The organism is Microbulbifer maximicatervae (SeqCode) (genome assembly GCF_052467225.1).
The window spans coordinates 1319367-1335550 of sequence record NZ_CP174303.1 but is presented as its reverse complement, the minus strand read 5'-3'; the positions used below and the strand labels follow the sequence as shown (position 1 = coordinate 1335550).

Below are 16184 nucleotides of genomic sequence, written 5' to 3'. Positions count from 1 at the left end.
AATTCAAAATGCCGAAACTTTCCACGTGGCTCTTCGCCTGGATTCTGTGCTGCTTATCCACTGTTGCAATGGCGCAAGGCTATGAAAAGCTCTACAGTGATTATCGCGGCAGCCTTTATCAAATTCGACTTATCGAAAAGTCCTCCAATTCAAAAGCCGGCCTGGGGTCAGGCTTTCAAATCTCCCCCGATGGATTGATCGCCACCAACTACCACGTAGTGGCTCAAGCGGTTAGCGAGCCAGACGAGTACTCCCTGGAATATCTTGCAGTTAATGGCACCCGGGGAAAATTAACTCTACTGGATATTGACGTCGTCAATGACCTGGCGCTGCTGCGCCAGGAGAAACCGGGAGACGAATACCTGGAATTGGCGACAGACACCCCCAAAAAAGGGGAAACCATTGTCTCCCTGGGTAACCCATTGGACCTGGGCATGACCTTGATTCCCGGGACCTATAACGGTATTGCCGGCGGTAGCTTCTACGATCGTATTCACTTTGCCGGATCTATTAATCCGGGAATGAGCGGCGGGCCAGCGATCAATACCCAGGGGCAGGTAGTCGGCATTAATGTGGCAACTGCGGGCAACCAGGTTAGCTTCCTGGTGCCAGTGGATAAACTGTCGTCGCTTTTAAAGCACTATCGCGCCGAAGGCGGCACTCTCAACCTTAAGCAAGTAACTTATCAACAGCTTTTGGATAACCAGCAAAAAATTATCGACTCAATACTCAGGGCCGACTGGCAGCGTCGCGCCCTCGGTGAGGCCCAGGTTGTCGGTGAAATAATTCCAGCCATTAAATGCTGGGGAAACACCCAAGAGAGCGAAACCAATCCGATCAAGCGAATTGATAAAGGCTGCACCGGACAAGATGTTATTTTCCTGTCCGACGACTTCAACACCGGGCGGGTAGAGTACGAATTTTTCTGGCTGCAAGCCGAGGATCTTCTGCCCGCGCGCTTTTATGCCGAGTACGAAGGGCAGATGGACTCCTTTTACCCAGGCAATAGCGCTGGAGAAGAAGATGTAACCAATTTCCGCTGCCAGCAAGGATTTACCTCTCAGGAGCGCGGCAATGAAACCTCGGTATCGAAGCCGGATCGCAATCGCGAGCCCCTGATCGCGCGCACCAGCTACTGTGTCAGGCGCTACAAGGACTTTCCTGACCTCTACGATATTTTCTTCCTGAGCCTAAGTGTGGATCAGAAAAACCGCGCACTGGTCAGCCACTTTACCTTGTCCGGCTTTACCCAGGAGTCCGCCGACGCCTTTACCCAGAAGTTTACGAGCGAGATCCAATGGCCCTGATTATTGAAGAACTCAATCGCGCCCACCGGGTGCAGCTGCGCTACCGAATGGACGGGGATAAATTTACCCTGGGCCGCGCTTACGACAACGATGCAATTCTGGAGGACATCCATTCCGATGCCCACCATGCCGAAATCAAGCGGGGAGAGGACGGCCAGTACGTCTTACACGACCTCAATTCGACCAACGGCTGCCAGCTTTTGGGAAACCTGAAAGATAAGTCCGTTAAACCAGATACCATCGCTCAACACAGGATTTCCTCCGGTGACTTGCTGCAGTGTGGGAAGTCACGCTTCCGGGTTTTCCATACGGATGACCCGGTACCTGAAGCTACCCCTCTCCATTCACTGGAAAACCTGTTTTCCAGCTTGTCCCACCCCTTGGGAGCAATACTGCTGCTGTTGTGTTTTGGCTTCGCCAGCGTACTGATGAGCTACCTCGGTTACGCCCGAAACTATCAATGGACTATTGCCGTCAATATTCTTGCCACGGCCATTATTGGCATGGTGATTTATGCCGGAGTCTGGGCGTTTATCGGCAGGGTAGTCAGGCATGAAACGCACTTTTTCACTCATCTATCCATCGCCGCCATAGGTGCACTTACTTACACCTTTTGGGAGTGGCTGAGGGGGCTGATCAATTTCAATTTTGCCATCGGCACTACTATTCAGGTCCTGGACTTCCTGGTACTCGCCATCATATTACCGGCAATGCTCTGGTCCGCCTGCTATTTGGCCACCAACCTCGCCAGGGGCTGGCGCTGGACAGTGGCACTGACACTGCCACTGGCATTCCTCGGCCTGGGCTTAGCTGAAAGCGTTAACAACATGGACGAATTCAGCGAGGTTCCGCCGATATCCACAGAGTTGAAATACGATAATATGCTGTTCCGCAACCCTGTTCCCATGCAGGAATTTATTGGAAATTCGGCCGACCTGTTTGATATCCCCATCAAGAAAAAAGAAACTAAAGAAGGCGCTGAAGGCTCCTCCAGCGACAATCAAAGTAGTACCGCAGAGGTAGAATCATGAGCAAGATTTATTGGAGCCCAGGGCTCGACCAGCTGGAACCCTATACCCCCGGGGAGCAGCCCAAGAGTGAAACCCTGATAAAGCTCAATACCAATGAGAACCCCTACCCTGCCTCTCCCGAAGCTTTAAAGCTCTTGGAGCAACACGACTTTGCCGATGCATTGCGCCGCTATCCCGACCCGGAGTCCTGTGAATTGCGCCGCGCTATTGCCGATAAGCACAATCTCTCTGCTGAGCAAGTATTTGTGGGCAATGGCTCCGATGAAGTGCTGGCTCTGAGTTTTTACAGTTTTTTCCGCCGCAGCGAGCCCCTGCTATTTCCGGATATCACCTACAGTTTCTACCCGGTTTATTGCCAGCTCTTCAATATCAAAAGCCGCACTGTTCCCCTGCACGGTGATTTCTCTATCCAGCTTGAGGACTATGCAGCTCCTGCAGCCGGTGTAATTATTCCCAACCCCAATGCACCCACGGGACGGTACCTGCCGCTAGAGCAAATTGAACAGCTCTTGCGCTCACAGCCTGAAAGAGTGGTGGTTATTGATGAGGCCTATATCGATTTTGGTGGACAGAGTGCAGCAACACTCATCGATCGCTACCCCAACCTGTTGGTGATACACACACTGTCAAAGTCCTATGCCCTCGCAGGGCTTCGCCTCGGCTTTGCCATGGGGCAGAAGCACCTGATTGAAGGATTGCTGAGAGCCAAGAACTCCTTTAACTCCTACCCCATTGATGCCATTGCCCAGCGTGTGGCCACCGCAGCGATCCGCGATACCGCCTGGCACAGCGACAATTGCGGCAAGGTCATCGCCACCCGCGAGCGCTGTGAGCGGGCGCTTACAGACCTGGGGTTCGAAGTGATTCCCTCCCAAGCCAATTTCCTTCTGGCCAAACCACCGGAGCCCGGCGCAGAAGCCCTGTATCTGGCACTGCGGGAGCGTAATATTCTCGTACGTTATTTCAACAAGCCTCGGATCAGTGAGTACTTGCGTATCTCTATTGGCACCGATGAAGAAATGGAGCAGCTGATACGGAACTGCAAAGAGATACTTGCGTCACAGAGCTAGCACTCTGTCTGTCTATACTCGTCGGGCGCCACTTGAGGTGGCCCGACAACTGTGACTTATTGGTATCCAGGGACCTATGCACCCGAAAGCTCAAAATTCAGTATCCACTACCGAGGCCGTCAGCCCCTTTAAAGCGGGATTATTACGGCAATTAACCCACACCCTGATTCTCGCCTCGGCCCTAGCGAGCGGCGCCGCAAGTGCCAACGACTGGGATAAGGTCGAAGGGCCCAGTGCACAGACACCATCGAGTATTGGCACCTACACCAATGGCTGCCTGAGTGGCGGGGAGACCCTGCCATTGAGGGGAGAGGGCTATCAGTTGGTTAGGACTGGCCGCGACCGACATTTTGCCCACCCCCAGACCATTAACTTCCTGAAGGAGTTTTCCCAGAGCGTGGCGCAGAAAGATCTGGGCAGAATCCAGATCGGTGACATGTCTATGGCTCGAGGGGGCCCTTTCGGCAGTGGTGGGCACAACAGCCACCAAACCGGCCTGGACGTAGACATCTGGTATTCCCAGGATCGGCGGGCCGCAGAGCGTCCCCTCACCCCGTGGGAGCGTGATAATATTTCTGCTGTTGCCTTGGCTGATGAACGCAAACACCGCCTAATCCCTGAAAACTGGGACGACCGGGTTCCCAAAATCCTGCGCTTGGCCTCAGAGGACCAGCGGGTCGAACGAATTTTTGTACACCCGACCATCAAGCGCCACCTGTGCGAAATATCCGGCGAAGATAACGAGTGGCTGCGAAAAGTGCGCCCCTGGTGGGGGCACAATTACCATTTTCATGTGCGCCTGGCCTGCCCAGAGGGAAGCACCAACTGTAAGCCCCAGGCACCAGTGACCACTGCAGCCTGTGGCAGTGACTTGGATTGGTGGTTTAGCGATGACTTCTATGCAATTCTCAATGGCACTAAACCCCAGCCGAAACAGAAAAAGCCGAAACCAAAGACCTTGCCTCAACAGTGCGAACAGGTATTAACCGCACCTTCGGCAGGCACTACGACGGAATAATTTTATGATTAACACCTTGCTTATCTGCGGCGGTGGCGGCAGCGAGCACGACGTATCCCTCAGAACTGCTGATTTTATCGAGGACAAGTTGTCAGCGGCAGAGGACATCGCCCTATTGCGAGTGGAAATGGATAGCAGTGGCTGCCTTACCGACAGCCAGGGCCGGGTTTACCATATCTTTTACGATCGCAAAATTCGCGATGAAGAAGGTAACTCCTGGGATGTGGACTACGTAATTCCTGCAATTCATGGCTACCCGGGAGAGACCGGCGATTTGCAGTCGCAACTAGATATGTTCGGCATCCCCTATTTCGGCTCTGCGCCTGAGCCCAGCAAAATCTGCTTTAACAAAATTAAAACCAAGATGTGGCTCAGCGCTCTGGGTATTGAAAACACACCTTACGAGTTTTTGCACAGCACTGAAGTCGAGGAACTACAAAAAGCTCATGATGCCCTGGAGAACTGGGGTGAAGTATTTGTTAAAGCCTCCAATCAGGGATCTTCCGTAGGTTGCTTTAAGGTCCGTGACAAGGAGGGCTTAGAGGCCGCGATCGAGGACGCCTTTAAACTCTCCCCTTATGTGCTGATAGAAAAAGCATTGAAAGCCAGAGAGCTGGAAGTTGCGGTTTACCACTACAACGATGATGTGATCGCAACCCGCCCGGGAGAAGTACGCGCCCCAACGGATACTTTTTACACTTATAAGGAAAAGTATGCCGAGGGCAGCCGCGCGGTCACCTTTATCGAAGCTGCTGATCTTCACGAAAAACAGCTTCAATGGATAGCCGAAGTATCCCTGCGCACTTTTAAGGCCCTAAAGCTGAAGGATTTGTCCCGCATAGACTTTTTCCTGACAGAGACCGGCGAACTCTACCTCAATGAGGTCAATACTTTTCCCGGTATGACGCCAAACTCCATGTTCCCCAAAATGATGGAAAACCACGGGCACAATTTCACCGAATACCTGGCCGGCCTGATCCGCTCTGCGGTATCTTCACCTAACAACAAGACATAATTTAAAGGGGCCTGTTGGCCCCTTTTCTTTTTTGCTCATTTCGATCCGACGGGCTAGTGCAACAACCACCCCTGTTGACGCCGCCGTGAAAACTGACCGCGCAGAAACTCCATCTGATCGCCGCGAATCCGCTCACTGTTAATCAAGGCTAGGTATTCGGCTGCATTGGGACAGAAGGGCAAGGCCAACAACTCCATATCGATATTTTCCAATAGTTGATTGCCCTTATGCTGGTTACAGCGCCTGCAGGCCGCGACCACATTTTCCCAGGAATCAACTCCGCCTTTGGAAACAGGAATAACATGGTCCCGTGTCAAATCCACACTTTTAAAGAAATTACCGCAATAAAGACAGGTATGGGAATCGCGAAAAAACAGTGCTCGATTTGTTAGGGGGGGGCGCCGGCGCGGACGGGCCATACGTGCACCGCCACAGGCGATAATAGCGGCCAGATCAAGGCTGGAACGATCGCCATTGCGATTAAAGCCTCCTCTCACCCGCTGGACAACACCTCCCAGCGACCATGTAACCAGCTCCCGCACGTACAGACAGGATGCCTCTTGCCAACTCAGCCATTCCAGCGGTTGTCCCGCCAGGTTTAAACGCAATATTCTCGCGTGCATAACCTCGCCTCCCCACAGTCGAATAGAACAAGGCAGCCCCGGAACTGTTTCCGTGTAATCACAACGGTTTTTATAAAGAAGAAAAAAGAAGTTTTGGAGTGACAGATCGAAGGGACTGGATGACGATGACAGAAGCTGGCGCGATTCGCAGCATTAGAAAAAACTGCCACCTTCGAAAGTAAAAGCTTGCTCCCAGACAAGATGGAGGAGTCTGAAAGCTTTTTTACCAACGAAAATACAGATGCCCACAGGCGTAGTTTTGCCTTGGGTAATACGGGCACTTCTGCTGGTAGATTACTGAATGCGCCACCCTCCGCCGGCCCATGGGTAATTTGGCCGGCCTATCAACATTAAAGCGGATAACTATTACAAATTCCAGACAGCGACATGCCGCTGATGGAATAACAGCAAATTACAAAAGAAAGGTGTAAATTGTGGAAAGCGTTGCAGGCAGCAACAGGCAGGTTAAAGCAGAATGTAAAACACCGCCCAGGCAATCCGGCCCGGGCGGTGCGTCTCACAGGATGGTGCCCATATCCCTAGGGCGAGCGGCGCAATCCATTTATCCATTGCCGCAGTAGTGCAGTCCCTTTCGCGTCCTTGCAAGTTAATTATGGACATCAAGGGAGAAAAAAGTAGGGGAAATCTGCTGAATTTTGTGTAAGAGATATCTCACAAACTGAGTTACCTGTTACAAAAGGGAGGGGAGACAGGAAATTAATCCCGTGTTAACTATAGGGGTAAATAGATAAGCGCGGCAACTATAAACATCTTTATTTCAAGTTCAATCGATACCATGAAGAAAACGTTGAAATATACGCTAATATTTTTTATCGCCCTCGGCGCGGTGCTTTCTACCGCCTTAGCCACCTTTAAATCCAGCGTCAGTGTGCCTTGGCGCCAACTGGTCGGTGGTGTCAAAACAACAGAAAAAGAAGTGACAGGCCGGCTGACCGCAGCAGATGGATACTCGGTCCAGTTATTTGCAGGGGATGTTCCCGGCGCACGCTGGCTCACAGTGACCCGCAATGGAGACATCATCGTCTCTCAGACTAAACATGGCAAAGTTTCACTTTTATTACAAGATAAAGACGGCGACGGCCGCAGCGACGGGCAAAAGACCCTAATTGATAATCTTCAACGGCCCCACGGATTATTGCTACACGACGGCTGGTTATATATTGCCGAAAGCGACGCAGTTGGACGGGTTCCCTTTGATCATTCCGATGGGCGACTGGCAGGGCGCTACCAGAGAATTATTGAAAATCTTGAGGACGATGGACACTGGACAAAAACTATTGATATGAGTCCCGATGGATGGCTTTTTCTCAGCAGTGGTTCCAGCTGCAACGTTTGTATTGAAAAAGATCCTCGCCGCGCAACCATCATGAGAATGAAACCAAACGGGGATAATTTTGAAATATACGCCACCGGCCTGCGTAATAGTGTGGGGTTCGATTGGTCTCCAAAAGATGGCGGACTTTACGCAACAGATAATGGCCGCGATTGGCTCGGCGACAACTTGCCGCCAGATGAGCTCAACCTGATTCGCAAAGACCAATTCTACGGATGGCCCTACGCTTACGGTGACCGGGTTCCCGATCCGGATCTTGGGGTGGATGCAAGCCCTGAAATCCAGCAAAAGATTGCTGACTCAATTCCTGCTGTGTACGAATTTCGCGCTCACAACGCGCCACTCGGGATTAAATTTTTGCGCAGTGTGGAACAGCCTAAGGATTATCGCCATGCAGCGCTGGTCGCCCTGCACGGCTCGTGGAACCGCAGCGTGAAAGATGGTTATAAAGTTGTCTCCCTGCACTGGAGTAACGACGGGGGAATTCAACAGAGGGATTTCCTGTGGGGGTTTCTCAGCGATGACCGCCAAACGGTTTACGGCCGCCCTGTCGCCATCGCCGAGGATAAACTGGGCAACATCTATATTTCCGATGACTACGCCGGTGCAGTTTATCGTGTAAGCCAAGGACCCCCTCGCCAAGCTGTATTGACAACACAGCAGCCACAACTGCAAAAAACATCCACGGCCAACGCGCTTTCAATAGATGCCGAGGTGGTTCAACTGGGCGCCCAGCTCTATCGGTCTAACGATTGTGCCCACTGCCATCAGGCCCAGTTTCCCCTGCGCAACCTGTCCGCTAAATACACAGCGCAGACCCTGGCTGACTACTTCGACGCCCCAACACCACCAATGCCTAACTACAACTTTACGGCGGTGCAGAAAAAAGCCCTGGCGCACTATCTTTTATCCCGGGAGTCGAGCCTCTAGGAATTGCGCTCCTAAACGACACTGAGAGGAGGCTCCCGGATGAGGGGGCCATGGAATTGACCCCCGCAGCGCCAGCCGCTAAGGTTGCCCCGCAATTAAGAGGCGATGCTATGGCGGCAAAGAAAAAAACATCAACTTTTGAAGAGAGTCTCGAGGCGTTGGAACAGCTGGTTGAGCGACTCGAAGGCGGAGATCTCCCATTGGAGGAGGCTCTCGCTGATTTCGAAAAGGGAGTGAAACTCACCCGGGAGTGCCAACAGAAGCTCGCCAAAGCCGAGCAGAAAGTGAAGCTGTTAATTGAAGAGAGCGGCAATATCCGCGAGCTCCCCTTTGATGCCGACGACAACTCCGGGGACCCAGTTTAAGTGAGTTCCGCAAACCTGCCAGAGGAGCTGAAAGCCTTCCTACAAGCCTCCTCCACACGCGTCGAAAGCCGAATCCAGCAGGCGCTCAACACCCCGATCGACGGCTCAGAAAAGCTGTTCGAAGCAATGCGCTATGCCGCACTGGGCCCCGGCAAACGCCTGCGCCCCGCTCTCGTCTACGCTTGTGCCCAGGTTTTTCGGGGAGTCGATTTTGACTTGGCCTATTGCGATAGCACAGCGGCGGCCCTGGAGTGCATTCACGCCTACTCCCTGGTTCATGACGACCTGCCGGCAATGGATGACGACGACCTTCGTCGAGGTCGCCCCACCTGTCATATCGCCTATGACGAAGCCATAGCCATTCTCGCCGGCGACGCACTGCAAACCCAGGCTTTCGAGTTGCTCCTCGCTGAACCCCTCGCCCCTCAATTGCAGTTACAGCTTATGCGTGAGCTCGCCACTGCGGCGGGGGCCCGAGGTATGGTCGCCGGCCAGGCTATCGACCTGGACTCCGTTGACCAAACCCTGACCCTGGATCAGCTGGAGCCCATGCACCGCCTCAAGACCGGGGCTCTGATTTGTGCCAGCGCTCGTATGGGCGCACTGCTGGGCGGTGCCAGCGAGAGGGAGCTGGAGATTATTACCCGCTACGCCCAAGCTATTGGCCTGGCATTCCAGGTTCAGGACGATATTCTCGATATCACTGCTGAAACCGCGGTTCTGGGCAAAACCCAGGGCGCCGATGCCCTGCGCAACAAACCCACTTATGTCTCTCTGCTCGGCGTCGACGGCGCCCGGGACAAGCTGGCAAAACTGCACGCCCAGGCCTCCCAGGCACTGCAAAGTCTCGATGGCGATACCCTGCTACTGCAGCAGCTCGCAGACTATATCGTGCAGCGCGGACACTAAGTCACAGCCTTGCCTGTGGGGTTTGGGATGCAATATGCCCGCCACGGGCATACAATCCCCCTCAATATCACCATCTGTTGCAACTGATACATTTGATGCTCGAAGAAATTCCACGCACACGCCCGCAGACACCGCTACTCGACTCGATCGACGACCCGGCGCAGCTGCGCGCCCTCGATGAACGCCAATTGCCGGAACTCGCCAGCCAATTGCGCGAGTACCTGCTGTATTGTGTCGGCCAGACCGGCGGGCACTTTGGTGCCGGTCTCGGTGTGGTGGAACTGACCATCGCCCTGCATTACATATTCAATACCCCGGAGGACCGGCTGGTTTGGGATGTGGGCCACCAGACCTACCCCCATAAAATCCTCACCGGTCGCCGCGAGCAGATGCTGTCCATGCGCCAGCAAGGGGGCCTGTCCGGCTTCCCCAAACGCAGTGAGAGCCCCTACGATACCTTTGGTGTTGGCCACTCCAGCACTTCGATCAGCGCCGCCCTGGGTATGGCCCTGGGCTCCCCTGACGATCGCAAGGTAGTGGCGGTGATTGGCGATGGCGCCATGACGGCGGGAATGGCTTTCGAAGCCCTGAACCACGCCTCACATACCGGCAAGGACATGTTGGTTGTTCTCAATGACAACAGTATGTCTATCTCAAAAAATGTCGGCGGCCTGGCTACCTATTTCGCCAAAATCCTGGCCAGTAAAACCTACCTGAATATGCGCGAGGGCAGCCGTAAGATACTGTCTGCCATCCCCAAAGCCTGGCAATTGGCGCGACGCACCGAAGAGCATGTCAAAGGTATGATCACGCCGGGTACCCTGTTCGAAGAACTGGGTTTTAACTACGTGGGCCCCCTGGATGGCCACAACATGCACGACCTGGTCCACACCCTGCGCAACTTGCGCAGCCAGCCGGGCCCGCAACTCCTGCATATTGCCACCATCAAGGGCAAAGGCTTCGGCCCTGCTGAAGAAGATCCGGTGGGCTACCACGCGCTGAACAAGCTGGAGCCGGAAGCCAAGGTGCAAGTAGCCGTACCCGGCAAGAAGAAACTGCCCAAGTACCAGGATATTTTTGGCCAGTGGCTGTGCGATGCCGCAGAGCAGGACGAGCGCCTGGTTGCTATTACCCCGGCCATGTGTGAGGGCTCCGGTATGGTGGAGTTCTCCAAGCGCTTCCCGGACCGCTTCCACGACGTAGCCATTGCCGAACAGCACGCCGTCACTCTCGCTGCGGGCCTCGCCTGTGAAGACCAGAAGCCGGTAGTTGCTATTTATTCGACATTTTTACAGCGCGGCTACGACCAAATGGTGCACGATGTGGCAATCCAAAACCTGGATGTCACTTTCGCCATCGACCGCGCCGGCCTGGTTGGGGAAGACGGCCCCACGCACGCGGGTAGTTTTGACCTCACATTTATGCGCTGCCTGCCCTACCTGGCTATCGCCGCGCCCAGTGACGAAAACGAATGCCGCCAGCTGCTCTATACCGCCTACAAACACAGCGGCCCCACTGCTGTGCGCTATCCACGCGGAACTGGTATGGGTACCGCCATCAACAAGGAAATGACAGAGCTACCGATCGGCAAGGGGCGCCTGTTGCGCCAGGGCAGTGGTGTAGCCATCCTCAGCTTCGGAACCTTACTCGGCCCCGCTATGGCCGCTGCAGAGCAGCTGGGGGCCTCCGTAGCCGATATGCGCTGGGTAAAACCCCTGGACGAGACACTGATCGATGAACTTGCCGAGAGTCACCAACTCTTAGTTACCATCGAAGAGAACACCATTGCTGGTGGTGCTGGCAGTGCCGTACTCGAATACCTTAATAGCACTGCGCGGTCGGTACCGGTGCTGCAACTGGGGCTTCCAGATCAAATTATTGAGCACGGCAAGCACAAAGACCTGCTGGCGGCCATCGGCCTCAATGCCTCCGGTATTGAGGAACAGATTCGCAGGCGCTTGCAACTGATCAATCACCAGGAGTTTGGCAGTCGCACAGCGGCAGCCAATTGACCCAGCCCGCCTTTGGCAGCCAGCTAATGCGGCTGGCTGCTCTTCGAATGCCCGGCAATAAATTGCCTGCAGTGGTAACAAACCACCCATTGACTAAATCCGGCCACTATTGGGGCCACACGTTTTCACTTGAGGGGATTATGTCGTTTATCAGAAAAGCCCTATTTACATCCCTGGGACTTGTTGTGAGCCTCAATGCCTCAGCGATGGACCAGGACACCTTCCGAAAAGCTTACAAATCCCTTCCTGAGAGCAGCGCCTCCGAGCGCCTCATCGCCCTGCAGGATTTGCGCTATCGCTGGATCATGGAGAGTTATCCCAGCCAGGCAACCTACGAGGGCTATCCCGGGCAAAATCATCGCTGGGTGGATAACTCTCTTAAGTCTGTGGAACTGCGTCAAAAGCAGACCAGAATCCTTTTAGGGGCTGCACGTAATATCGATCAAAGCGATCTGCCAGCCGAACAACAATTGGATTACCAGCTGCTCTACCAGGACTTGCTGGGAGAAGTGAAAGGCTTCCAGTTCCCGGACCACCTGCAACCGCTTACCCATATGAGCGGCATCCAACGCAGTATACCGGAAGTAATCAACAGCATGCCCAAGCGCACTGCAACCGATTATGAGACGATAATCAGCCGTCTGGAAAGGTTGCCAATCCTGATTGAACAAACCCAGGGGCTGATGCGCCGGGGTCTGCGCAAAGGAGTCACGCCACCACAAATCACCCTGCGCGACCTACCGCGTCAAATACGCGCACTGGTACCTGCCGCGCCGGAGCACAGCCCATTGCTGACAGCATTTAATCAAATGCCTGAGGCCATTCCAGCAACTAAGCGGAAAAGCCTGCAGCAACGTGCCTATGCCATTTACAGCAAACAACTGGTACCGGCCTGGCAGGGTATGGCTGAATTTGTTGAGCGCAAATATATTCCCGAGGCCCAGATAGATACCGCTTTAACCAGCCGCCCTGATGGTCTGCGCTGGTACGCCCATAAAGTGGAAGAGAATACCACCACCGACCTCAGCCCCGAGGAGATCCACCGCATTGGGCTTGCGGAAGTGAAGCGAATTCGCGGGGAGATGGATAGAGTTATCCAGAAGACAGGCTTCCAGGGAGACTTCAAAGCATTCACCGAGTTTCTGCGTACCGACCCGCGCTTTTACCACACCAGCCGGGAGGGGTTACTGCGGGATTACCGCGATATTGCCAAGCGCATTGATGCAGAGCTGCCCGCTCTGTTCGGCACCTTGCCACGCCTGCCCTATGGCGTGAAACCTATACCCAGTTATTCAGAACAATCCCAAACCACAGCTTATTATCTGCCCGGCTCCAACGAAGCTGGCCGTGCAGGTATCTTCTTTGCCAATACCTACAACCTGCCCAGCCGCCCAAAATGGGAAATGGAGGCGCTCACAGTGCACGAGGCGATGCCGGGTCACCACCTGCAAATTGCCTTGGCACAAGAGCAAACTGATATTCACCCACTGCGCCGTATGGCTCTCTATACCGCATTTGTAGAGGGTTGGGGCCTTTACTCCGAAAGTCTCGGTTACGACCTGGGCCTGTATAAAAACCCCTACAGCGAATTCGGTGCACTCTCTTACGATATGTGGCGTGCAGTGCGCTTGGTTGTGGACACCGGTATGCATCAGCTGGGCTGGAGCCGCGAGGAAGCGATCGAATACTTTATGGAAAACAGCGCCAAACCGCTCCACGATGTAACCGTCGAGATAGACCGCTACTTAATTTGGCCCGGCCAGGCCCTGGCCTACAAGCTAGGGCAGCTCAAAATTAAAGAGCTGCGCAAAGAGGCGGAGGAAACCCTGGATAGCAATTTCGACATTCGCAGTTTCCATGACGCTCTGTTGGGATCTGGAGCACTGCCACTGAATATTCTTGAAGAGCGCATGGACAACTGGCTGGAAAGCCAGGCCTCTGTATCTGTTCACATCGACATGCAGCAAGCTGAACAACCCGCCACCAGCTAACGATTTTTTGCGGCAGGGATTGCCTGCCCGCCTATTTATTCTCAATTTTCACCTACCTTTTGCAATGGAACACTGATCCATTGCAAAAGGGTTTTCTATCGGTGAACACTCACTACGACCTCGCCGTAATTGGGGGTGGCAATGCCGCTCTGTGCGCAGCTATAACTGCTGCCGAACTTGGGGCCAAGGTGATTATCCTGGAAACTGCCCCCAAGCCCTATCGAGGCGGCAATTCCCGCCACACCAGGGATATACGCTGTATGCACCGAGGCCCCCTGGGTCCACTGGAAGGTGATTACAGTGAAGACGAGTACTATGAAGACCTGCTAAAAGTTACCGGGGGTAAAACCAATGAGCAGTTAGCTCGGCTGGTTATACGCTCATCAGAAAAAGCGCTTCCCTGGATGCAAAAGCACGGCGTTCATTTCCAGCCGCCTCTGTCCGGCACACTATCCCTCACGCGCACAAATGCTTTTTTCCTTGGCGGCGGTAAGTCCCTGGTTAACGCCTATTACCGAACTGCAGGCAAATTAGGTGTTGATGTGCTGTATCGGGCACACGTTAAGCACCTGCAGCTAGAGGGCAATCATATTACTCGTGTCGACTATGTTTACGAGGGACAGCAATACCAAATTGAACCCAGGTCAGTTGTAGCAGCCTCCGGCGGATTCGAAGCCAATCTTGAGTGGTTGGAAAAAGCCTGGGGCCCAGCTGCTGAAAATTTCCTGATACGCGGAACACCTTATAACCGGGGTGTGGTCTTGGAAGATTTACTGGAGCAAGGCGTGCAGTCCGTCGGAGATCCCACCCAGTGCCATGCAGTGGCAATTGATGGGCGAGCGCCGAAGTTTGATGGGGGCATAGTAACCCGCCTGGATTGTGTCCCCTTTTCCATCGTCGTTAACAAGGAGGCCCAGCGCTTTTATGACGAGGGAGAAGATATTTGGCCCAAACGCTATGCCATCTGGGGCCGCCTTGTCGCACAACAGCCAGACCAGGTGGCTTTTGCAATTATCGACTCCAAGTCTTTAAAAATGTTTATGCCATCAGCATTTCCTCCGACCGAAGCGAACACCTTGGAGGAACTCGCGGAAAAAACCAGTTTACCCTCTGAAAAACTGATCGATACCATAGCAACCTTTAATGCTGCTTGTGGCAGTAGTGACGCTTTTCACCCCACCGAGCTGGATAGTGTCGCCACTACCGGCCTGACACCAGAAAAAACTAATTGGGCCCGCCCCATCAGCGAGCCACCATTTTACTGCTATAGCTTGCGCACCGGGGTTACCTTCACTTATCTGGCGCTCAAGATTGATGAGAATGCCCAGTGCAGCACTGCCACAGGGCCGGTAAAAAACTTGTGGGCTGCAGGAGAAACCATGGCCGGGTCAATCCTAAGTCAGGGATATCTGGCTGGGTTGGGTATGATGATCGGCACCGTTTTTGGGCGTATTGCTGGCAGGGAAGCCGCTAACTATGCAAATGGATAATTTGGAAGAGGCACGGCGGCAAGCAGAAATCTGTAATGCCTGTCGCTATTGCGAGGGCTACTGCGCCGTTTTTCCAGCACTTCAACTACACCGCTCTTTCTCAGAGGGAACCATCACCCAGTTGGCCAATCTCTGCCACAACTGCCGAGGTTGTTACTATGCCTGCCAGTATACCGATCCCCACGAATTCAATATTAATATTCCCCAAGTCATGGCCGAAGCGCGACAGAAAAGCTGGGAGACTTTTGCCTGGCCGGGAGGTATCGCTAGAATGTTCCAAAAACGCGGCAGTCTGATCGCCCTGGCTACTATCATCGGATTTGCCATCATCTTTTATGTAATAAGAGTATTGAAACCCAGTGGTGGTGAGGGCTTCTACGCAATTGTTTCTCACGCCACTATGACCAGTATTTTTTTACCGGCCTTTCTTTATCCGCTGTTTAGCCTGGGGATAAGTTTACGTCGCTACTGGAGGAAAATCGACGGGGAAAAAATTACCTGGGGTCAATTTAGAAGTGCATTAATTTCAGCAGGAAAACTAAAGAATCTATCCGGGGGCCACGGGGATGGATGTAACTTCGAAGAGGAAGACCGATTCAGCAACCAGCGACGATACGCACACCAAGCTGTTCTATACGGCTTCTTATTGTGCTTTGCAGCTACCTGTTCGGGCACAGTAATGTATTACTTTCTGAACATGCCAGGGCCATACTCGATTTTTTCTGTACCCAAATTACTTGGTATACCTGGTGGATTACTCATATTAGTGGGGTGTAGCAAGCTTATTCAGCTAAAGCTCAAGGCTGATCCAGAACTTGGCTCAGCAAGGGTTTGGAGCGGGGAGATGGGGTTTGTTGGCCTACTGTTATTCATCGCACTCAGCGGTCTATTACTTTTTTCCCTCGGGGGGACAGCCGCACTCCCCCTACTATTGGATTTACACTTGGGTGCAGTTCTCGCATTTTTTTTACTCACGCCCTACACTAAAATGGCTCATGGTTTTTATCGCATGGCAGCGTTGATTCGGGACGCTCAAATGAAATCCGAAAGCAAAAAGTAAGGCCTTATT

Annotated in this window: 13 protein-coding genes; 12 read left to right on the top strand and 1 reads right to left on the bottom strand. The window is 53.4% G+C overall.

Annotated elements, in window-relative coordinates; translation table 11 throughout:
- Positions 1-8 precede the first annotated feature (8 nt).
- The 5 genes from ACJJIZ_RS05775 (at position 9) to ACJJIZ_RS05755 (ending at position 5441) form a co-directional block, all read left to right on the top strand.
- Positions 9-1307 carry a S1C family serine protease gene (locus ACJJIZ_RS05775; RefSeq protein WP_413663356.1) on the top strand — a complete coding sequence of 433 codons (1299 nt, stop codon included), beginning with the start codon at positions 9-11 and terminating at the stop codon, positions 1305-1307.
- Positions 1298-2338: an FHA domain-containing protein gene (locus tag ACJJIZ_RS05770; RefSeq protein WP_282931212.1), complete on the top strand. Its 1041-nt coding sequence runs from the start codon at positions 1298-1300 to the stop codon at positions 2336-2338. Before ACJJIZ_RS05775 ends, ACJJIZ_RS05770 begins: the two co-directional genes overlap by 10 nt.
- Positions 2335-3408: a histidinol-phosphate transaminase gene (gene hisC / locus ACJJIZ_RS05765; RefSeq protein WP_444915501.1), complete on the top strand. Its 1074-nt coding sequence runs from the start codon at positions 2335-2337 to the stop codon at positions 3406-3408. Before ACJJIZ_RS05770 ends, hisC begins: the two co-directional genes overlap by 4 nt.
- A 76-nt stretch (positions 3409-3484) precedes the next feature.
- Positions 3485-4426 (top strand): penicillin-insensitive murein endopeptidase, encoded by a 942-nt coding sequence (mepA, locus tag ACJJIZ_RS05760; protein WP_413663359.1) that lies wholly within the window; start codon positions 3485-3487, stop codon positions 4424-4426.
- Positions 4427-4430: 4 nt separating this feature from the next.
- Positions 4431-5441, top strand: coding sequence for a D-alanine--D-alanine ligase (locus tag ACJJIZ_RS05755; protein WP_444915500.1), 1011 nt, complete (start codon positions 4431-4433; stop codon positions 5439-5441).
- A 53-nt stretch (positions 5442-5494) separates the two neighbouring features.
- Here ACJJIZ_RS05755 and ACJJIZ_RS05750 read toward each other — a convergent pair whose 3' ends face one another.
- Positions 5495-6064 (bottom strand): HNH endonuclease, encoded by a 570-nt coding sequence (locus ACJJIZ_RS05750; protein ID WP_282931208.1) that lies wholly within the window; start codon positions 6062-6064, stop codon positions 5495-5497.
- Between the two features lie 796 nt (positions 6065-6860).
- On the opposite strand from ACJJIZ_RS05750, the gene ACJJIZ_RS05745 reads away from it, so the two are divergent.
- From ACJJIZ_RS05745 to tcuB, 7 genes are all read left to right on the top strand, one after another.
- Positions 6861-8348 (top strand): PQQ-dependent sugar dehydrogenase, encoded by a 1488-nt coding sequence (locus tag ACJJIZ_RS05745; RefSeq protein ID WP_444915499.1) that lies wholly within the window; start codon positions 6861-6863, stop codon positions 8346-8348.
- Between the two features lie 50 nt (positions 8349-8398).
- Positions 8399-8713 (top strand): exodeoxyribonuclease VII small subunit, encoded by a 315-nt coding sequence (locus ACJJIZ_RS05740; protein WP_444915498.1) that lies wholly within the window; start codon positions 8399-8401, stop codon positions 8711-8713.
- Positions 8714-8728: 15 nt separating this feature from the next.
- On the top strand, positions 8729-9622 hold the full coding sequence (locus tag ACJJIZ_RS05735; RefSeq protein ID WP_444916194.1) for a polyprenyl synthetase family protein: 894 nt from the start codon (positions 8729-8731) through the stop codon (positions 9620-9622).
- Between the two features lie 95 nt (positions 9623-9717).
- A complete protein-coding gene (gene dxs, locus ACJJIZ_RS05730; RefSeq protein WP_444915497.1) occupies positions 9718-11634 on the top strand; it encodes a 1-deoxy-D-xylulose-5-phosphate synthase in 1917 nt (638 codons plus the stop codon).
- Positions 11635-11774: 140 nt separating this feature from the next.
- Positions 11775-13625 carry a DUF885 domain-containing protein gene (locus ACJJIZ_RS05725; protein ID WP_444907238.1) on the top strand — a complete coding sequence of 617 codons (1851 nt, stop codon included), beginning with the start codon at positions 11775-11777 and terminating at the stop codon, positions 13623-13625.
- 80 nt (positions 13626-13705) lie between these two features.
- A complete protein-coding gene (gene tcuA, locus ACJJIZ_RS05720; protein ID WP_444915496.1) occupies positions 13706-15115 on the top strand; it encodes an FAD-dependent tricarballylate dehydrogenase TcuA in 1410 nt (469 codons plus the stop codon).
- Positions 15102-16175 carry a tricarballylate utilization 4Fe-4S protein TcuB gene (gene tcuB / locus ACJJIZ_RS05715; protein ID WP_444915495.1) on the top strand — a complete coding sequence of 358 codons (1074 nt, stop codon included), beginning with the start codon at positions 15102-15104 and terminating at the stop codon, positions 16173-16175. Before tcuA ends, tcuB begins: the two co-directional genes overlap by 14 nt.
- Positions 16176-16184: the final 9 nt, after the last annotated feature.